Source organism: Acidisarcina polymorpha, assembly GCF_003330725.1.
Classification (GTDB): domain Bacteria; phylum Acidobacteriota; class Terriglobia; order Terriglobales; family Acidobacteriaceae; genus Acidisarcina; species Acidisarcina polymorpha.
Window position 1 is genome coordinate 374,166 of the sequence record NZ_CP030840.1, and the last position, 18,757, is coordinate 392,922.

An 18,757-nucleotide genomic window follows, 5' to 3' on the forward strand; every position below is an offset into this window, starting at 1 on the left:
TCGTTTGTCTCTCCGATGCTGCACTTCCGTGCTGATAGCCAAATTCAACGGTACCATCCGGTATATGAGCGCAGCCTCTTCAGGGAAAAAAGCAGCACGTTTCCCCCTTCGCCGAGGAATATCGGTAATTGGCGCAGGAAATTGGGGAACTTCTCTCGCGCTGGCGATCGTGAAGTCTGGATTAAGGCTCGCTGAAGTGGTCAATCGCGCCAAGAGCGATCGTCCGCCGCCCTGGGGCAGCCCGAATGCGGTGGACTGGGAAGAGGCTCAACTCGATGCTGAGGTCCTGTGGATCTGCGTTCCAGATAGAGAAATTGCTGGAGTTGCACAACAGATTGCGGAGCGCAGGGCAGATCTGCGACGGCAGACCGTTCTGCACTCGAGCGGAGCGCTGACGGTGAAGGAACTGACCGTGGTAAAACAGCGCGGAGCGGCAGTGGCCGCTATTGCGCCGATTTTCAGCTTTCCGACGCGAGAGCCGGTTGGGCTTGAGAATGTCCTTTTTGCCGTGGAATCCTCGCCGCCGCTCTCGAGAAAGCTGGCGGCGCTGGTGCGAAGACTCGGCGGCAGGCCGATCCACGTTCATTCCAGTAAAAAGGCGCTCTACCACGCAGCAGCCACGATGGCTTCCCCTTTACTTGTCAGCGCCATCGATGGCGCAGTCTCAATGGCCGGAATGGCTGGGCTCACGAAAGCGGACGCCGAGGCGGTCGTCCAGACGCTGGCTATGGCGACCTTAAGGAATTACTTCGAGCGGGGCAGGACGGCGAGCTTCAGCGGAGCCTTTGCCCGGGGCGACGTTGGCACCGTGAAACTGCATCTTCGGGGATTGCTGGCGCATCCCAACCTGTACACGCTCTACCAGGCCTTGGCCCAGAATGCGATCGCGACCCTTCCGGTCAAGAATCGGTCCGATTTGGAAAAGGCAATGCAATTGAATATTCCGGCCGCGCGGATGAAACGGCGGCCCGGAAAATGAAGAAGCGAGAGAACGGATTTAGCATTCATCCCGTTAGAGGAGCGCGGGCTTTTCCTCCCGAACTGCCTAACTTAATCTTGAGTTGATTTGACTTGTCCCACCTCTAACTTTGGCAAAGATAGGCCAGGGTTAAGGGATCCAGCTTGGAAGCGAGAGGCAATGACGCAACATACGGAGTGTTACCCGATATCGATCCTTCCGCACTCCAGCAAGCTCTTTTTGGATTATGCCGAGCATCGTGAACCGTTGCTGCCGTTCTTTCCATCCAGCCCTTACTCGAACGGCTGGATGCTCCATCGCTCCCTTCTTCCCGAGACGTCGCGGCAAAGGATAGCCGATGTCCTTGAGGAGCAGAGTCGTGAATTTGGCGCCGGGAGGAAAGCTTCGGACAACATCGAGGCGCTGCGGCGAGGCGCCAACGCAGTTGTGACTGGACAGCAGGTGACGCTGTTAGGCGGTCCACTGTATACGCTATTTAAGGCAGCAACCGCAATCCGGAAGGCACATGACGCCAGCGCCGCCGGTCATCCGCATGTTCCGATATTCTGGCTGGCCAGCGAAGACCATGATCTGGCCGAAGCCGATCACGTGACCTTTCCGTCCCGGCATGAACTCCATACGCTGAAGCTCCGAATGCCGGAGGGAGCCGTCGTCTCCCCGGTCGGAGGATTGGCCTTGGGTGACGCCATCCAGAGGGTGGTGAGCGAAGCTGCCGGATTACTCGAGCCCGGTCCGGTGATGGAGGCTCTCGAGGAGTTCTATCAGCCAGGAGAACGGTTTAGCCGCGCCTTTGGGCGGCTGCTTTCGCGGGTCTTCGAGGCCGAAGGATTGATCGTTCTTGATGCGTCGAGCCGCGAATGTCATGCCTTGGGAGCAGAGGTCCTGCGCCAGGCGATTACTTCAGCGGAAGTCCTGCACAACGCGCTGATCGAGCGGGACAAGCTCCTGGTGGAGCACGGATACCACTCCCAGGTGCTGGTAACGCCGCAGTCCGGGCTGCTGTTCTTGATCGATGCCGAAACCGGGGCGCGCCTGCCGCTCAAGCGGGTGGGTGGACGCTCCGGAAGTGGCGAGTTTGCTGCAGGCAGAAAGAACTATTCTGAGTCAGCGTTGCTCGAGATCCTAGAGAAAGAGCCGGAGAGGCTAAGCCCCAATGCGTTGCTGCGGCCGGTCTTTCAGGACGCCATTCTGCCTACCTCGGCATATATCGGCGGACCAGCCGAGATAGCCTATTTCGCCCAGTCACAGGTGCTCTATGAACGAATGCTGGGACGGACGACGCCGGTATTACCAAGGCTGAGCGCGACCCTAATCGAGCCGTCCGCCGCGGAATTGTTGCATCGGCACGAACTGGCCTTAACGGATGTGATCTCCCTGCGCCCCGAGGAGTTGGCGGTCCGGCTGGGTGCGCGGGCGATGCCAATCGAAAGCAAGCGCAAACTGTCGGCAACCGGAAAGTCTCTTGAGGCCGAACTGGATGAACTTACCGCTTACATGGGATCGCTCGATGAAGGCCTGGGACGATCTGCCCTGGTAGCGGCCTCGAAAATGCGCTACCAGATGAACCGGCTGCGTCGACTGAGCGCGAACTATCAATTGCAGCGCGAAGCAAGCCTGCGCCGCCATGCCGATTCGGTAGCTCTAGCCCTCTTTCCCGATCATCACCTCCAGGAGCGGCTTATCGGAGCAGCCTGGTTTCTTTCGCGCTATGGCGAGGCACTGCCTTCCCTGCTGGTTGAACATGCGGCGCAGGAATGTCCGGGACATAAAGCTATATTTCTCTAGCGCCTCGTACGAAATTCTCTCGGAACAATCCTGCTTGCCCTGCGTATAAACCCGCAGAGGCCATCAAACCGCTCGATGGAGCTTGCACGTTCTGCGAGCATTTCCCCTTCGTCTTGTTGGCTGTAATCCCGAGGAGCAAGTCATGGGTAAGACCACTGTTGGTGTTCTATTCGTCACGTTGATCTTGGCCGTCGACGCCACTGCCGCTCCGGTAGCTGCTGATGACAGCGGCACGGTAGTCATCGTCTTCCGGGATGGACACCAACAGAAAATTCCCGCTTCCGCTATTTCCGCGATGGAATTCAAGAATGCCGCGGGCGTCACCACCCCGATCGCGATCCCAGCTCTGCTGGTTCCGGGCAGAGGGCATTTCCTGGGGAAATGGATTGCCGGACAAGGTAATGGCTCTGACTTTAGCATCGAGTTGGAAGACGATGGCGAGGCCAAGAAGTCGATTGGCTCCCATCATGGTACCTGGACCTACGTCGATGGGGAGGCACGAGTCAGCTGGGACGATGGCTGGCATGATGTCATTCGCAAAGTGGGCACCAAATATCAGAAGTTTGCCTACGCGCCAGGAAAGACGTTCTCCGACACTCCCGACAACGTGACCGAAGCTCACAATACAAGCCCGAAACCGATCTAACCGTCGTCATCTCAGATTGCCAGGCACTGAACGCGGGAGGGGCTTCATGCTGAGCCTGAATTCCTCCAGGCGACTTGCATCTGACGACCCATCGCCAACTTGAAACCCTGGCCATACCTGCGCGCTTGCGCAAAAGGTCGTTGACCGTAGGGCTCTGAGCAGCTACCGCGTCCGATTCCTTTGTCTATCCAGTATCGCGGCAATGCTCTAAAATCGGCTTTCGGAAGGTGTTATGGCGACTTCGGCAAAGAACAAAAACGACAATCAGATCTTCGAACTCGTTTGCCCGGACTGTGGCGCGATGTTGAAGGTGGATGCTTCAACCCGGTCCATCATTGCTCACACTCCGGCTCCTCGCAAACGCACTTTTGAGGATCTGGAATCCGCTGCTCGAGGGATGCGGGAGCAGGATGAGCGCAAAGAAAGCATCTTCCGGCAAGCCGTCGATGCAGAGAAGAATAAGACGGATCTGCTGGAGAAGCGTTTCGCGGAAGCCTTACGCAAGGCCAAGGAGACCCCAGGAACGGGCAAGCCGCTTCGGGAATTTGATCTGGATTAATACGATTGGCGCCCCCTTCAACTCGCGGGAAGGTGTGAAATGCTCAAAAAAGGAGCGACCACCTCCAAAAACGGGAGACGAGGGCACCATATTGTTTGCGCTATGCATCTCCTAACTTGAAAGAAAAACCTATGAGCCTATCGAACGTGACAAAGCAAATTGAAAGCAGCCTTCCCTCTAACCTGAGTTCTGTGCCTTGGACGCGATCCTTGGCCGCCGGAACTCTATTGACCAGCGCCGTCCTTCTCTTAACGGGAAGGCGCAAAGCTGCCCTGGCAGTGGTCGCGGCAGGTGCGGCCGTCGCGTTGCTGGAAGATCCAGAAGGGGTGCGAAAATTTTGGAGCGATGTGCCAGACTATGTCAAGGCTGGACAGCGACTGCTCGGACGTTTGGAAGGCATCATCGAGCAGGTGGCCGATCAGGGGCAGACCTTAAAGGATGTATTACGCAGAGGTTGAAAGTAGAACGAGACGTGGTGCAGACGTTCATCCTGATTGCCGTCCTGGTAGCGGACAACGGTCCAGTTTATGAGAGACTGTCCGCGCTAATCGTCCTTCGACGAAGACCGCTCTGCCTTCTTCGATCTAAAAGGCGCAGAACTTCCAGATATCCGAATAGAACACTGCCTCCCAAGGTTCCTTGAGGAACCTTGGGAGGCAGTCGTGTTTAGGACAGCTACTTGTTCACGCTGACTGCGTAGACCTCGCTTTGCCCGCTCTGGGTGGAGGAATAGATCACCCATTGATCGTCGGGGGTGAAGATCACATTCGGCTCGCGCTTGCTGTAATCATTCTGCGCCACGCTTGCCAGTGGCACCTGCTGCAGCGTCCCATTCGGCTGTGGCAGGAGTAGCTGGATCATCGGATTATGCGAGCCGCCGGTGTCTCCATCGCCAACGAAGATTTTGCCACTATGCGAGATGTTGTAGTGCCGGGAAAACTCCGGCTGCTCAATTGCATACTGTTTCTCCGCGCCGCCCTGTACGCTACGGCCCGTCAAGAAACGGCCTTTGCCATTGTTCTGGGAGAGGTCGAACCAAATCGTTTGCCCGTCCGGACCCCAGAATTCATGGCCGACCGCATCTGTAGGCGTCTGTTTAGGACGGAAGCTGACCAGGCCACTGCCGTCTGCGTGGATCAGGTGCAGCCGGTCCGTCTTGTCCCACGGCCCTTCATAATCGAACAACATTAAATTCGGATCTGTCGGTGAAAACTGCACATGGTCATACCAATCCGTACCGCGCAGGATGACGTTGATCTTGCCGGAACGAAGGTCCACGGTATACAGGAAGCTGGGAAGATGAGCCTGAAAGGTCGCTTGAATCTTGTTTTGCCGCGCCGCAGCAGCCTGCGCGCTGCTCGCCCCTGCGGGCGCCTGGCCGATCTTGTCGGCACCCGTAGTCACCGCGCCCGCCAGCAAAGTCTCATCCGCGTTGATGCTCAACCCCTGGGTGCCCGAGACCGACATGTCCCAGTCTGCAGGCGTGGTCGCGATCGTCCGAGTCTTCAACGTGTCCAGATTGGTGGCTAGAATGCTGTGATCATTGATGTAATAGACATCTCTGCTCTGTTTGCCCACTACCGGGAAACCGAGGAGACGGATGGTGTCGGCAAGATGAGTGCTTTTACCGCTCCCGAACGGCTGCCCACCGCTGATGTCGGTCGACCAAAGGCTCTGACCAGGACCCGCATTGATATGGGTCCAAACCACTTTGTCTCCGGTTCCTGTGAATACGTTCTGATGGAAATAAATGCTGTACGAACCCCGTCCCGGTTCCCGGGAGAGACGCACTACCTTGTGGCCGGTCATTGGATCGACATACGAATCGGCGGAGGAGCTCGGGGGAGCTTGCGCACCCGCGGCTGGGGTCGCTGCCGCTCGTCCTGGTGACAAACATCCGCTTACTACCGGCAATACCAGCATAAAAGTGACAAATCGGACTGCGGTTCGGCGCGAGCGAGTGGAAACCAGAGACCGCGAAAACTTACATGCTGACGAAACAAACTGATTCATAGATGACTTCTCCATGCTATTCCTTTCTTACTATTGCGAATAACCCCATTACGTTCTGATAGTCGCAGCTATTCCATATTGGGATTCATCTGCCTACCCCGCTGTCGCCTGCTTCTGCGAAAAGTCGAACAATTCTCAAAGCCGATACCCACTCGCCGCCGCCTGTTTCCCACTATCACACAGTGTCGTTTGTTGGAGATAATCGCGAGAGCATCCTTCTCTTGCCGGCTGCTCTTTCTCTATGGATAACCGTCAGATTGCCAATCTTCTCGCCGAAACCGCCGACCTGCTCGAAATCGCTGCCGGCGACCCATTCCGCATCCGCTCTTATCGCCGCGCCGCGGAAGCGGTTGAGTCCTCCACTATCCCCCTCAGTCAACTGGCTGTTGAAGACCCCAAAAAACTGCTTACGATCGCCGGCATTGGCAAGGGCATGGCAGCGAACATTCTGGAGATCGAGAAGGCCGGGACCCTGCCGCTTCGCGAGGAGTTGCTGGTCAAGTACAAACCCTCGATGCTCGAACTCCTCAAGCTTCCTGGCATGGGGCCGAAATCCGTGGCGCTCTTCTGGGAGGTCCTCCAGGTTGCCGACATCGACCAGCTCGAAGCCGCCATTGCGGCGGGCAAGCTCGAGGAACTTCCCCGCTTCGGCGCCAAGGCGGCCGAAAAGCTGAAGAAAGGCATCGCCGAATACCGCAAGAACTCCGGCCGCTTCCATCTTGACGATGCCGAGATTGCCGCTGAAAAAATAACCGCCTACCTGCTTGAGTTTCCCGGCATCGACCGGGTCACGCCTGCGGGATCGTTGCGGCGCGGCCGCGATACGGTTGGCGACCTGGACCTGCTCGCGACTGGTCCCATTTGCGAGGAAGACAAAGTCGGGCCAGCGGTCGACTACATGGCCGCCTACCCTCCAATCGCCTCGCTGATTGCCAAGGGCGCGAACAAGGTCAGCTTCCGTCTGCGCTCCGGCCTGCAGGTCGATGTACGGCTGCTCCCGCAAGGCTCGTACGGGGCTGCGCTCCAATATTTCACCGGGTCCAAGATGCATAACGTGACCGTCCGCCAGCGGGCCTTGAAGCGCGGCTACACGCTCTCTGAGTACGCCCTGGCCAAGGTTGAAGATGGCGCCTTTGTTGCCGGCGCCACTGAAGAGGAGATCTACGCGGCGCTCGGCATGGACTGGATCGCCCCCGAACTCCGCGAGAATAACGGCGAACTCGAAGCCGCCCTCGAACACCGCCTCCCGCAACTGATCACTCAGGCCGACATCCGCGGCGACGTCCACATGCACACCGTCGCCACCGATGGCTCGAATACCATTCGCGAGATGGCCGAAGCGGCGCTGGCGCGCGGCTACGAGTACATCGCCATCACCGACCACTCCAAAAATCTCGCCATGACCAACGGCCTCGACGACCAGCGGGCATTGACCCACATCGCCGCCATTCGCCAGGTCGAGAGGGACATGGCTGAGGAATTCTACGAGAGGGAAAAAAGAGAGCCTGAGGGTAGTCCACTCAAGCCCCGCCCTGGCTCGAGTGGAACGGCCACCTCCCCAAGGCAATTGCCGATCCGGGTCCTGGCAGGAATCGAAGTCGATATACTTGCCGACGGCCAACTCGACCTCGCTGACGAGACCCTCGCTCAGATGGACATTGTCATCGCGAGTGTGCACACTCTCTTTAGCCAGTCGATCGAGGAGATGACTGCCCGGGTGCTGCGCGCGCTCGAAAACCCCTACCTCAAAATTCTCGGACACCCCACCGGCCGCAAGCTGCTCCGCCGCGACGCCTACCAGATCCACCTGCCGCAGATCTTCCAAGCTGCGGCCGCAGCGGGAGTCGCCATGGAACACAACTCCAACCCCAACCGCCTCGACCTATGCGATCGCGATCTGAAGATGGCTAAAGAAGCCGGCTGCAAGATCGTCGTCAATACCGACGCCCACCACACCAGCGAGATGGAGAATATGCGTTATGGAATTAGGCAGCTGCGGAGGGCCTGGCTGACCAAGGAAGATGTGCTGAATACGCTGCCGGCGGATGAATTCCTCGAAACCGTAAAGCGTAGATGAAGGTCTTCTGTCGATTGGCGGATAGTTGAGTCCAAGATTTACCCTCCGTGAAGTCTTGTCAAGCCGGATCGGAATGGACCGGCCAACAACGAGAACGAGAGCGCGCCAGTTTATGAGACCACGCTTCATCGGGGAGCACGAAGGATAGGACACCTTCATCCGTCGTTTTTCTCAAGCAGTAGAATCTTTCCCATACTCCGAGGAAGTGGATATGACCATCCCCAGCAAAGTCACTAAAAGCCGTTTCGAGTTTGAAGAAGACGGAGAGGTAGCGTGGCTCGAGTTCGATCGCGACGACCAGGGATGGATGACCCTCTGGCACACCGAAGTTCCACCACCCCTGCGCGGACGAGGCATCGCCGCAACCCTCGCCCGCACCGCGCTTGAATACGCCCGCGACGAGAATCTCAAAGTCGATGTCATCTGCCCGCTGGTCGCCAACTACCTCCAAAAGAACCCGGAGTTCAACGGCCTGGTTGGTATCAAGCGCTAATCGATGCAGGTAGAAAAGCTCAGCCGGCAAACCGGGTAGCGTTGCGCGCCTTTGCCTTGGCTGCCTCTTCTTCCCGGCTCTTCGCGGGAGCGCTGGTTTCGAGTAGGTGCAGCAAGCGGCTCGATGCCTGGGCGATCTCCTCGACCGCAGATAAGAATGCTGGTTCATTCGCCTTCGACGGCTTGTTGAACCCGCTGATCTTCCTTACAAACTGCAACGAAGCTGCGCGGACCTCCTCCTCAGTGACTGGAGGATCGAAGTTGAAAAGCATTTTGATATTCCTGCACATCCGGGATCCTCCGATCTAGTTGGAACGACAGCACCCGTGAGAAAGCCATCATAAATTTCCAAAGCGAGCAAGTGAAGGGGCGGTGCAAGGAGCCCCGACTTCGGGGAGCCGCCGCATTCAAGCTCCCCGGCCCGAATGCCGATAGCAGAAAGAGGACTGACTCGAAGCCATCCATCGCCAGGCAACGTTCACAGCCATGTGACGTTTCGCGATGAATGAATTCGCTGTACGGGTACAAACGATGCAACCAATCGCAACGACAACGATTCACTGGCTGGTCGCCCGTTTCAGTGCTGATATCAATCGCTGCTTCGTACGGCGCCTTCAGCTTTGCGCAACGATTCGCCAACTCCAAAGGAGTGGCGCATTGGGTGTGGATGGCTAGCGGTTCGCTGGCTATGGGTCTCGGCATATGGTCCACGCACTACCTTGGCATGTTGGCCGTCCGCCTTCCGGTAGAAGTCTTTTACCACATCCCTACCGTGTTGCTTTCCCTGCTTCTCGCAGTTGCCGCCTCAGTTATCGCTCTCATGGTCGTCAGCAGAGAAGAACTTCGCAAGTGGCAGATCGGTATAGGAAGCGTACTGATGGGGTCCGGCATCGGTGCCATGCATTACACCGGCATGCATGCCATGCGGTCCACGGCAATGCACCAGTACCATGCGCCGCTGGTTCTGCTTTCGGTTGTGGTTGCGGTCGGATTCTCGTGGACGTCGCTGTGGATCGCGTTCTCGGTACGCAAGCGCTATGACCACCGGGAGGTTTTTCGGCTGGGTGGAGCCACGCTGATGGGCCTGGGGATTGCAGCGATGCATTACACGGCGATGAGCGCGGTCACCTTCCGATCCGGGGGGATGATGGCCTTCTCTACGGAACACACGATTCGCATCTCGAACCTGGGCGTCGCTGCGGTTGTTCTGACCACTGGTTTCGTCTTGCTGGGCGCTCTGCTGACCACGATCCTCGACCGAGAGCTCTACCAGCGATTGAGCGAAGACCGCGACCGGCTGCGTGCAGTGACGGAAGCCAGCACGGATGCCTTATTTATCTGCACGGCGGTGCGAAACACCCGCGGAGAGATCGAAGATTTCCTTCTCACCTACCTGAACAAGAACGTCGAACTGATAGTCGATCAGCCCCCTGAAAAGCTGTTGGGCAATAAGATGTTCGAGATGTTTCCCCTTCACCGGGCTGCTGGTCTTCTCGAGCTCTACCAGTGCGTTGTAATTACTGGAGTACCGCTGACTTACGAGTTTGCCATCAAGGAAAATGAAGTCATCAGCAACTGGATTCGCGTCCAGGCGGTGAAGTTGAAGGATGGGCTTGCGATTTGGGCATCCGATGTGACTATGCGAAAGCTGAAGGAGCAGAGCGTCTTCTATAAGGCTCAACACGATCCCCTGACTGGCTTGGTGAACCGCAGCCTTTTGAACGATCGAGTTGCGCAGGCGATCGAGCGGGCTAAGCGCTGTGCGAATAAGGTGGCCGTGCTTTTAATCGATCTTGATAATTTCAAGCGGATCAATGACAGCCTTGGGCATGCCGCCGGGGATGGAGTTCTCTTAGCTGTGGCTGGCCGCCTCAGCAATTCGGTACGCGCGTCCGACTCGGTGATCCGCATCGGCGGCGATGAATTTGTGATCGTCATGCCAGGAATCGACCGTCCGGCGGATATCAACGCGCGCGCCGAAAGGATCATTGAATCGTTCCAGCCCGCCGTAGCGCTTGAGGGAGTGGAACTTCAGGTAACGTGCAGCCTCGGCATCGCACTGTACCCGGATTCGGCGCTCGATGTTGAGGAACTGCTTGCAAAAGCCGATTCCGCTATGTATGTCGCCAAACATCGCGGCAAGAACCAGTATGAAGTCTTCCAATCCAGCAAGTCGCTTATGGCCACCGTCGTCTAGAACAGCCGCCCAGTCTTGGTTATCTGAGGCTTATTGGTGTCCTGGCCGCGACGGCGTTCGGCTGTTTGAAGCTGTTAGACGGTGCGCAATTCGGCGTCCAGGAGGTCGGCCTCTGCTGAAGCTCCGGAGCGTTCCCCTCGGATGATCTGCGCTGGCTTGGATCCCGACAAGTCTCAATTCACGACCGTCAGTGTCAATGTCTCTCCAGTTGGGGGGACCGAGCTATTAAAGGCGCGAATCCGGCCACTCCCTCACTGCCCCCTTGCACTCAATCGATCCTTGATGGCTTCCATCTACACGAAACGTCCGCCGCCGACATGCATGTACTTTGCCTATCCTCCTCAGTTATTTGGGAATTCTTTGCCTGCCCTCAGCCATGCCACTCCTTTCCCCAAGCAGATTAAAAGGTGAAGAAAATCTCTGCCTTAGATCATCTTCTTCGGGAGATCTTTCGGCGGAAGAGACCTCTAAGTCTTGAACGGCAGCATCAGAAAACGATTCATGGGAGACTCACAATGAACAGAGTTGGGTCGGTTGCCATGTTAAGTCGCCGCTTCACCGTAACCGGAGCCTTAACCGGCGCACTGTTCCCGCCCAACGCCCTCTTCGCAAAGGAGCAGAAACATGTCGAGCGGGCGATCTATCCCGGTTCTGCTAAGTAAGAGCAACAAATGTTGATGCGATATCGATCTAAACCGGACAGGAGGAATGAACATGAACGTTCAGCAGCAAGCCACCTCTGAGGAAGCGACCCTTCAGGTTTCTCTTTCGGGATTTGACCTGATCAATTCCCCACGTCTCAACAAGGGAACAGCCTTCACCGATAGAGAGCGCGACATATTTCATCTGCATGGCTTATTGCCTCCGCATGTCGGAACGCTGGATGAACAAGTGGAGCGCCGGATGCAGGGATTAAACGACCAATCGACGCCGTTTAATAAATACGCCTTTCTCCGCGACCTGCAGGATTCGAACGAGACGATTTTCTATGCCCTCCTAGTTCGCAACGTCGAAAAGATGCTGCCCCTGGTGTACACCCCAACAGTTGGTGAAGGCTGCCAGCGCTTCAGCGAAATATGGCGGAAGCCGCGAGGATTGTTTCTAAGCTATCCAAACAAAGACCGGATTACCCAGATCCTGAGCCATCCCCGGTACGACGGTATCAAATGCATCGTGGTCAGCGATGGAGAGAGAATCCTCGGCCTCGGCGACCAGGGCGCGGGCGGTATGGGCATTCCGATCGGAAAGATGGCACTTTATACCGCCCTCGGTGGGATTCATCCAGAGCATTGTCTTCCGATTTTGCTTGATGTGGGTACGGACAATGAGGAGAGATTAAGCAGTCCGATCTATGTTGGCTGGAAACACCACCGGATCCGTGGCCAGGAGTACGACGACTTTGTCGATACTTTTGTCTCTGCCGTGAAGGCGCGCTGGCCACACGTTCTACTGCAATGGGAGGACTTTGCCGGCTCGAATGCCGCTCGCTTCCTGGCTCGCTATAGAGACCAGCTCTGTACCTTCAACGATGACATCCAGGGTACCGCAGCGATAGCTGCGGCTACGCTGATCTCGGCGATCAACGTTACCGGCATTCCGCTCAAGCAGCAGAAAATCGTGGTCGTCGGATTCGGGACCGCTGGTCTTGGCATCACCAACCTGTTAGCCCAGTTCATTGAGGACGAAGGCGTCTCTCCAGACGAGGCTCGTCAGTGCTTCTATGCGATCGATCGATACGGCCTGGTTACAGAACACGGCAAGGATGTGCGCCCCGAGCAGATGCCCTACGCGCGCAAAGAACAGGAAGTGCAGGGCTGGAGCTCACAAAATGGCGAGATTACGCTCCTCGATGTGGTCCGCAACGCCAAGCCTACCGTCCTCATCGGCGTCTCCGGTCAAGCGGGAGCCTTCACTGAACAAGCCGTTCGCGAGATGGCGAAGCACACTGCCCGCCCAGTCATCTTCCCCCTATCGAACCCGACCTCGCGCAGCGAAGCTATTCCGCAAGATCTTATCAACTGGACAGAGGGCCGCGCCCTGGTTGGCACTGGCAGTCCCTTCGATCCCGTTGATGTCGATGGAAAGAAGGTTCCCATCGCACAGACCAATAACTCCTATATCTTTCCCGGCCTGGCTCTCGGCATTGTTGCTTCCAAAGCGAGGCGCGTGACCGATGCCATGGTGAAGGCCGCCGCTACGGAATTGATACGACATGTACCCACACAGAAGGATAAGTTGGCCAGCCTTCTCCCGCCTATCTCCGAGGCCCGCGCTCTCGGACGCTTGATCGCGCAGGCTGTTGGTAAGCAGGCGATTCTCGATGGGCAGGCGCAGATATCAGACGAAGATGCCCTCAGGCGCGAACTCGATGCAAATATCTGGGAGCCAGCCTACGTGCCGTACGAACTTCAACGAGGTGCGGCCTCATAAGGTATCAGCGACGATCGAACCGTCCTAATAGGGTTGTTCACCTGGTATGGCGCCTACCCCGATAAGAAGACTAAGTAATTTGTAGGAGGAAATGAATGACCGAGACAGAGATGAGGATAGAAAGGGACTCCATGGGGGAGGTGCCGGTTCCAGCCGGCAAGCTCTGGGGGGCGCAGACGCAGCGCTCCCTTGAGTATTTCAGCATCGGTTCCGACCTTATGCCTCGGGAGATGATCTGCGCTTATGCAGTTCTGAAGAAAGGTGCGGCCAGTGCGAACCATGCCGGACGAAGACTGGATGATGAACGCCATAAATTGATCGTTCGGGTATGTGACGAAATCCTCGCCGGTCAGCACGTCGATATGTTTCCGCTCCATGTTTGGATGACGGGCAGCGGCACGCAATTCAATATGAACGTGAACGAGGTAATCTCGAACCGCTGCTGCCAGCTGACGGGCACGCCGCTCGGGAGCAAGACGCCGGTTCATCCGAACGACCATGTGAATATGTCACAATCGACCAATGACTCTTTTCCAACTGCCATGAACATCGCGGTAGCTGTCAACGTGAAGCAACGGCTGCTGCCGTCTCTGCAGCTTTTACATAACGCGATTCATGCTAAAGCCGAGGAGTGGAAAGACATTGTCAAGATCGGGCGCACCCACTTGCAGGACGCCACGCCTCTGACCCTTGGCCAGGAGTGGTCAGGCTACGTAGGCATGCTCGTCGACAATCTCGAACGCATCGAGTGCGCTCTGCAGGGCGTATACCATCTGGCTCTAGGCGGTACTGCGGTCGGTACCGGAATCAATTCAGATCCCGGTTTCGCCGAGTCGGTTGCGGCTGAAATTGCCTCGCTGACAGGCCTTCCTTTCGTTACCGCGCCGAATAAGTTTACTGTACAGGGTGCTCACGATGCCCTGGTGCAATTTTCCGGATGTCTACGCACCCTGGCGGTATCGCTATACAAGATCGCCAACGACATACGGCTTATGTCCTGCGGTCCGCGTGCAGGTTTTGCAGAGTTGTTGATTCCAGAGAACGAGCCGGGCTCTTCCATTATGCCGGGCAAAGTAAACCCGACTCAAGCTGAAGCTCTCACCATGATTGCCGTCCAAGTCATGGCCAATGACGTCGCGGTAGGATTCGGAGGAGCGGGCGGTTATTTGGAAATGAACGTTTACAAGCCCCTGATGATATTCAATATCGCTCAATCAATCACGATCCTGACCGATGGATGCACAAACTTCCGCAAATTTCTTATCGAAGGCACGAAGCCAAATTTGAAGAAGATCAAGGAATACGTGGACCGCTCGTTGATGCTGGTGACAGCGCTCGCGCCGATCATCGGCTATGACAAGGCGTCCGAAGTTGCGCATTATGCGCTGGAGAATGATCTCACTTTGAAAGATGCGGCGCTGAAGCTTGGTCTCGTCAACGAGGAGGAGTTTGATCGCGTGGTCGATCCGGCCAAAATGGTCAAGCCGTATATTGCTGGAGCTGACGCGAGGTAGAGAATGGCCTATGGTCGACGCGCTAATGTTTAGGTGGCGCTTACGGCCTGCAGGAACTTCAGTAGCTGGTCACTGACGATGGCAGAGGCTTCGTGATGCACCCAGTGGCCCACATCGTCGATTTCGAAACTCCCCACGAGACCAGGAAGGTTGGCGCGAAGTTTTTCGAAGGGTGGATAGAGTTCCGCCAAGCCATCCGCCTTTCCCGCCACGTAAAAGGATGGTTGATTGATCTTCGAGGGTTGACTGATCTACGCGTCTTTCCAAGCGCCAAACAGATAGGAATGCGGCTGGGTCCCATAACGCCGGTCGGTCCTAGATGGCACGTGCGTTCTTCCACAAATTTGCTGGGCCGCTGGAAAGCACAAGCTCTTTCGGCGGGAACAGAATTCGGAGGCCACGTTCATCCCGCCACCGAACCAAAAGCGCGGCTCGATCGCGACTCCTCAATCGAGTTTTCATCCGCGTTCGAACATTTGGCCGTCAAGCTTACGCGCCTGGTTGAGACGGGTCGTAGCTACATGAACTTGCCGGACTCATCTCGCTCGGTCGGACATCGTCTCTCCGTCCGCCTCTACTGCAGAGCATAGATGCGCAGCGATTTTACGAACATGTCATGGCCCTCAGGATGGTCCGGAATGCCCGGATAGATCAGCGCGCTCGACAACATGACATCGGCGTGAGCTTTGATCGAGTTGTTCGTGACAGCCGCGGCAACGGGCTCTCCGTCGACTTCAAAGATCAGCTCTTTAGGGGTCCAAAGTACGCCGTAATCGTGGAAACCGGCCGATAGATCGTCGACGAATTTGGCTCCCCATCCCATCCCGGTATGCTTCACGCTGGAAGAGCGACATTGTTCAGTTTGGCCGGGTACTGTTGCAGCCCGATGTGATCATAGCTTGGGTACTGCACCTCGGAGACGTCGATCTCGAAATAGTCGCCAGTTGCCGGCTGGTTCTCCGTGTTCATCCAGAACGCGTCGTTCATTCCTTTGACGTCGGCTATTTTTATAGTAGCTTCGAAAAAGCCATAACCGTAGTCTGCTTTACTTTGAATAGAGCCAGTGGACCATTTCAAGCTCTGGTTGTGGCAGTCTGCCTTGGCGGCTAATGTTTTCAGTCTCAGGCCACTGCTCGTCGCTTCCACGTTCCCAGGTCGTCGACACATCCTGCCATCATCCGAAATCAGTGTCCAATCCGCTTGAAGTTCGGCAGCGTCGGCGAAATTGGTAGAAAAGACGGGCAGCTTGTGTCCGGAGCGATAGCTCTGGATGGCAGAGCGGTCGGCAGCAGTAACCGGGCGCCGCTTGGCGTAAGGCTGGTCCGGCGACCCCCAATTCACCGGTTTCGCGAGCGTGGCTGCTCGGTCTGCGGCGCTCGTGCCGCCAAGAGATAGGAATGCAAGCAGCGCCGAGCCGATGACAGCGGTAGTGTGAACTCGAAACGTCATAGTCACTTCCTCCAATACCATCAACTCAAACCCTCGACTTTCGCCACTGTCTGGCGGTCGCATCGATTGAGCCGACAATCCCCTTCCTAATGCGCCGCATGAAGCAACGCACTGGCAGACACAGGCTCACGCATCATCCCAGGCCCCTCCCAGAGCAGCACCGGCTCCTTGGATGACGCCGCGTTTTCTATCTCAGGTCCGCGATCTATCTCCACCCGATGCAAGCCAGCCGCGAGCGCCACACTTACGCGCACCGCCTGCACCGCTGCCCCCTTCGACCCGCACACCTGCGGTCGTAGCATTCCACTTTGCGTCCGCTCTCCATCGACCGATAGTGAAGCCGTGGTGCTAGTCAGCAGCGTCAACGTGTACCCTCCATCCGCCGGTATCCTCACCATCCCTTCGTAACTAGCGTCGCTTCCGGCGATCTTCACTAACCCTTGTGGCATGCCCTCCTCTGTTTGTGCTGCCATGAGTGAAGGCCTTACAACCAACGTCCGAGAACTCCACCGTGTGCGGCCACTAGCATCAGTCGCCGCCAGCAGCACACGATAACGCCCCGTCCCATCGAGTAAGGTGCCATCCGCATCCGCAAACGAATGCTGGATCACCGCACCGTCTGCTGCCGCCCCATCCCCAAACAGCCAGTGATAGCGCACTCCAATCGCGGCGGGCACCGTAAAAGTTACCTTTCTTCCCGGCCTGATCAACCCACCCGTATAACTAAAGTCCGCCGCTTCAGCCGAGTGACCATAGGCAGGTTCAGCTGCCCCATCCATCACTTGCAACGGAATATTCGCGTCTTCCCGAACATTGCCGGCCCCAAGGTTGACATCTCGAAACGTCACGCCACTTACATCACCCTTCAACTCAGAAGGTGCAAGCCCCGGCCCATCCATGGCCGAGATGTTTTCGAAATGTACATCGCGGATGGCCGGATTTGGCTGTCGTAGCTGAACAAGCGAGTACCAGTCCTCCAGCCGAACATCCTCGATGCGATAATTTGACTGTAGCCCCTTCCCCGCTGGATCAGCCCATAGCTCCACCAGCGCGAACGGAACTCCGCAGCTTCCCATTCCCATGTGAATCACGTCCGAGTCACGCAGCGTAAAATGGTTGCTGTCGAAGATCTTCTTTGGCCAGTTCGCCCGCACCACGTTCGAGATACTTGTCGACAACACGCTGCTCTCGATTGTGATATTGCTTACCTCATGACCTGGCGTCGCCAGCGCCTCTTCCGTGTACCCATCCCAGTTCCCATACATCGCGAAGATATCGTCGGCCGCGCGAATAAATGAATCCTGCACAAGGGTATCCCCGCCCCCAAGCCAGTCCATTCCATCCTGATTGGCATTTCCCGGGCTCCCGCCAACCACCTTTACGTTTCGAAACGTCACCCCACGCGAATCCCGCATCTGGATCATCCACGTTCGGCTTCGCACCACCGCAGTTATCCCCTCAATTTCGATACCATGCGCACTGTCCATCGTGATCACGTGCCAATTCAGTTTGTGCATCCAACCAGTGTCGTGATCCGGATCCTGCGGTCCGTTATAGAGCAACATGCCAAGCCCGGAAACGTGCACATTATCTACCTGCCAGATATTCAGCGCTCCCATTATTACTGCCCCTGCCGCCAGGTAAATGTTGTCTCCCTCATGGGCGTCTATATTCTCGCGATGCACCCCGGGCCCGTAGTACCGGACCCCCGGGGTGTTCGCCGTGATCCTGTACCTTTCTGGCTTATTAGCAAACAGAAACAGCATCTCCGAATCTGCATAATGTTCGCCGGGCCGTGTAATGGTTAACTTTGCCGGCTGCTCCAGAGGAAACGTAATCGACGCCCCGTCCCTTCGCGGGCGAATCCCGAATCGCATAGGCTGCACTTCGACTCCCCGATCCCAATAATGCGGATCGCTCGCGGTTACCGTCACCTGAACCGGGGACGAAATGTCAAAGTTCAGCAGGTAATACCCACTGGCAGCGCTCACTACCGGCGTACTCTTGTGGCCGATTTTCACAGTGAAATGGGTGGAACTCACCTCCGGCGGGATAGACGCGAACGTCACCTGCCCCCCCGCTGCGTTCCACGCCATGCACAATGCAGTTGCTGCACTCAACAACAGTACACAAGCAGCTTTGCGCCTCATCGTTTGATCGGAACCTCTCCGGAAAAGTCGGCGTACCTGAAGAAAATATTTGAACAAGTTTGCGCTAACGCCATAACTTCGCCATCCTCTCATTTCTAACCGAAACAGTGACACTTCACACAACCGCATTGTACGGGCGCTAGCAAACACCTTGCTTCATCCTTTCATTGGCTCCAAATGTGTCTATAAAATTCAGGTGGCAAACGAAACCGGATCGTAAACTACGCGATATCCGTCGAAGTACTCAACAGCATAGCTTGCTGGCGGCATGAGGTATCCCAGAAGATGTGGCGGTACCGAGGTGAATATGCACGACCGCCGAATAGAATGCCACCGGCGCTGACGAAGTGCAGGCGATTGTGATCGATCTGTCCGAAGTTGGGTTGGTAGTACCGACGCGGAGTTCGTCATCGTTCGGCTGGAAACTGATAGTTGCCGGGAAGTGCGGCGATCTCGATTGGATGGT

17 protein-coding genes are annotated in these 18,757 nt (G+C 56.6%); 11 read left to right on the top strand and 6 right to left on the bottom strand.

Translation table 11 applies throughout. The features are described 5' to 3' along the window. The first annotated feature begins 28 nt into the window (after positions 1-28). From ACPOL_RS01690 to ACPOL_RS01710, 5 genes are all read left to right on the top strand, one after another. Positions 29-979 (top strand): Rossmann-like and DUF2520 domain-containing protein, encoded by a 951-nt coding sequence (locus ACPOL_RS01690; protein ID WP_150132868.1) that lies wholly within the window; start codon positions 29-31, stop codon positions 977-979. Between the two features lie 159 nt (positions 980-1,138). Continuing rightward, entirely contained in the window at positions 1,139-2,764 is a 1,626-nt protein-coding gene (gene bshC / locus ACPOL_RS01695; protein ID WP_114205520.1) for a bacillithiol biosynthesis cysteine-adding enzyme BshC, read from the top strand. A 142-nt stretch (positions 2,765-2,906) separates the two neighbouring features. Beyond that, on the top strand, positions 2,907-3,410 hold the full coding sequence (locus ACPOL_RS01700; protein ID WP_114205521.1) for a hypothetical protein: 504 nt from the start codon (positions 2,907-2,909) through the stop codon (positions 3,408-3,410). 232 nt (positions 3,411-3,642) lie between these two features. Continuing rightward, on the top strand, positions 3,643-3,969 hold the full coding sequence (locus ACPOL_RS01705; RefSeq protein ID WP_114205522.1) for a hypothetical protein: 327 nt from the start codon (positions 3,643-3,645) through the stop codon (positions 3,967-3,969). Between the two features lie 131 nt (positions 3,970-4,100). Then, the gene (locus tag ACPOL_RS01710) at positions 4,101-4,427 is read left to right on the top strand and encodes a hypothetical protein (protein ID WP_114205523.1); all 327 of its coding nucleotides are present in this window, start codon (positions 4,101-4,103) and stop codon (positions 4,425-4,427) included. 217 nt (positions 4,428-4,644) lie between these two features. Here the strand turns inward: ACPOL_RS01710 and ACPOL_RS01715 are convergent, their stop codons facing one another. Further along, entirely contained in the window at positions 4,645-5,982 is a 1,338-nt protein-coding gene (locus ACPOL_RS01715; RefSeq protein ID WP_161557133.1) for an oligogalacturonate lyase family protein, read from the bottom strand. A 241-nt stretch (positions 5,983-6,223) separates the two neighbouring features. On the opposite strand from ACPOL_RS01715, the gene ACPOL_RS01720 reads away from it, so the two are divergent. Together ACPOL_RS01720 and ACPOL_RS01725 are read left to right on the top strand one after the other, a co-directional pair. Next, complete coding sequence (locus ACPOL_RS01720; protein WP_114205525.1) at positions 6,224-8,059, top strand: PHP domain-containing protein; 1,836 nt, start codon at positions 6,224-6,226, stop codon at positions 8,057-8,059. 211 nt (positions 8,060-8,270) lie between these two features. Further along, complete coding sequence (locus ACPOL_RS01725) at positions 8,271-8,552, top strand: GNAT family N-acetyltransferase (protein WP_114205526.1); 282 nt, start codon at positions 8,271-8,273, stop codon at positions 8,550-8,552. Between the two features lie 19 nt (positions 8,553-8,571). On the opposite strand, the gene ACPOL_RS01730 is transcribed toward ACPOL_RS01725, so the two are convergent. Beyond that, positions 8,572-8,841: a DUF2277 domain-containing protein gene (locus ACPOL_RS01730; RefSeq protein WP_114205527.1), complete on the bottom strand. Its 270-nt coding sequence runs from the start codon at positions 8,839-8,841 to the stop codon at positions 8,572-8,574. Positions 8,842-9,131: 290 nt separating this feature from the next. Here ACPOL_RS01730 and ACPOL_RS01735 point away from each other — a divergent pair, with 290 nt between their 5' ends. The 4 genes from ACPOL_RS01735 (at position 9,132) to fumC (ending at position 14,692) form a co-directional block, all read left to right on the top strand. Next, positions 9,132-10,748, top strand: a complete 1,617-nt coding sequence (locus ACPOL_RS01735; RefSeq protein ID WP_161557134.1) for a sensor domain-containing diguanylate cyclase — start codon at positions 9,132-9,134, stop codon at positions 10,746-10,748. A gap of 515 nt (positions 10,749-11,263) precedes the next feature. Next, positions 11,264-11,410: a hypothetical protein gene (locus ACPOL_RS33375; RefSeq protein WP_161557135.1), complete on the top strand. Its 147-nt coding sequence runs from the start codon at positions 11,264-11,266 to the stop codon at positions 11,408-11,410. 52 nt (positions 11,411-11,462) lie between these two features. Continuing rightward, entirely contained in the window at positions 11,463-13,178 is a 1,716-nt protein-coding gene (locus ACPOL_RS01740; protein WP_201759055.1) for an NAD-dependent malic enzyme, read from the top strand. A 95-nt stretch (positions 13,179-13,273) separates the two neighbouring features. Further along, the gene (gene fumC / locus ACPOL_RS01745) at positions 13,274-14,692 is read left to right on the top strand and encodes a class II fumarate hydratase (RefSeq protein ID WP_114205530.1); all 1,419 of its coding nucleotides are present in this window, start codon (positions 13,274-13,276) and stop codon (positions 14,690-14,692) included. A 29-nt stretch (positions 14,693-14,721) separates the two neighbouring features. On the opposite strand, the gene ACPOL_RS01750 is transcribed toward fumC, so the two are convergent. The 4 genes from ACPOL_RS01750 to ACPOL_RS01770 form a co-directional block, all read right to left on the bottom strand. Beyond that, on the bottom strand, positions 14,722-14,883 hold the full coding sequence (locus ACPOL_RS01750) for a hypothetical protein (protein ID WP_201759056.1): 162 nt from the start codon (positions 14,881-14,883) through the stop codon (positions 14,722-14,724). Between the two features lie 383 nt (positions 14,884-15,266). Further along, entirely contained in the window at positions 15,267-15,515 is a 249-nt protein-coding gene (locus tag ACPOL_RS35395) for a family 16 glycosylhydrolase (RefSeq protein ID WP_114205532.1), read from the bottom strand. A gap of 11 nt (positions 15,516-15,526) precedes the next feature. Continuing rightward, a complete protein-coding gene (locus ACPOL_RS35400) occupies positions 15,527-16,141 on the bottom strand; it encodes a glycoside hydrolase family 16 protein (protein WP_161557136.1) in 615 nt (204 codons plus the stop codon). Between the two features lie 86 nt (positions 16,142-16,227). Next, positions 16,228-18,291 carry a PKD domain-containing protein gene (locus ACPOL_RS01770; RefSeq protein ID WP_114205534.1) on the bottom strand — a complete coding sequence of 688 codons (2,064 nt, stop codon included), beginning with the start codon at positions 18,289-18,291 and terminating at the stop codon, positions 16,228-16,230. Between the last annotated feature and the right edge of the window lie 466 nt (positions 18,292-18,757).

What these genes read in the sequence shown, in the direction of transcription:
- bshC (WP_114205520.1), top strand. Translation starts at nt 1,139, where the DNA reads ATGACGCAACATACGGAGTGTTACCCGATATCGATCCTTCCGCACTCC.
- ACPOL_RS01700 (WP_114205521.1), top strand. Translation starts at nt 2,907, where the DNA reads ATGGGTAAGACCACTGTTGGTGTTCTATTCGTCACGTTGATCTTGGCC.
- ACPOL_RS01705 (WP_114205522.1), top strand. Translation starts at nt 3,643, where the DNA reads ATGGCGACTTCGGCAAAGAACAAAAACGACAATCAGATCTTCGAACTC.
- ACPOL_RS01710 (WP_114205523.1), top strand. Translation starts at nt 4,101, where the DNA reads ATGAGCCTATCGAACGTGACAAAGCAAATTGAAAGCAGCCTTCCCTCT.
- ACPOL_RS01715 (WP_161557133.1), bottom strand. Translation starts at nt 5,982, where the DNA reads ATGAATCAGTTTGTTTCGTCAGCATGTAAGTTTTCGCGGTCTCTGGTT.
- ACPOL_RS01720 (WP_114205525.1), top strand. Translation starts at nt 6,224, where the DNA reads ATGGATAACCGTCAGATTGCCAATCTTCTCGCCGAAACCGCCGACCTG.
- ACPOL_RS01725 (WP_114205526.1), top strand. Translation starts at nt 8,271, where the DNA reads ATGACCATCCCCAGCAAAGTCACTAAAAGCCGTTTCGAGTTTGAAGAA.
- ACPOL_RS01730 (WP_114205527.1), bottom strand. Translation starts at nt 8,841, where the DNA reads ATGTGCAGGAATATCAAAATGCTTTTCAACTTCGATCCTCCAGTCACT.
- ACPOL_RS33375 (WP_161557135.1), top strand. Translation starts at nt 11,264, where the DNA reads ATGAACAGAGTTGGGTCGGTTGCCATGTTAAGTCGCCGCTTCACCGTA.
- ACPOL_RS01740 (WP_201759055.1), top strand. Translation starts at nt 11,463, where the DNA reads ATGAACGTTCAGCAGCAAGCCACCTCTGAGGAAGCGACCCTTCAGGTT.
- fumC (WP_114205530.1), top strand. Translation starts at nt 13,274, where the DNA reads ATGACCGAGACAGAGATGAGGATAGAAAGGGACTCCATGGGGGAGGTG.
- ACPOL_RS35395 (WP_114205532.1), bottom strand. Translation starts at nt 15,515, where the DNA reads ATGGGATGGGGAGCCAAATTCGTCGACGATCTATCGGCCGGTTTCCAC.
- ACPOL_RS35400 (WP_161557136.1), bottom strand. Translation starts at nt 16,141, where the DNA reads ATGACGTTTCGAGTTCACACTACCGCTGTCATCGGCTCGGCGCTGCTT.
- ACPOL_RS01770 (WP_114205534.1), bottom strand. Translation starts at nt 18,291, where the DNA reads ATGAGGCGCAAAGCTGCTTGTGTACTGTTGTTGAGTGCAGCAACTGCA.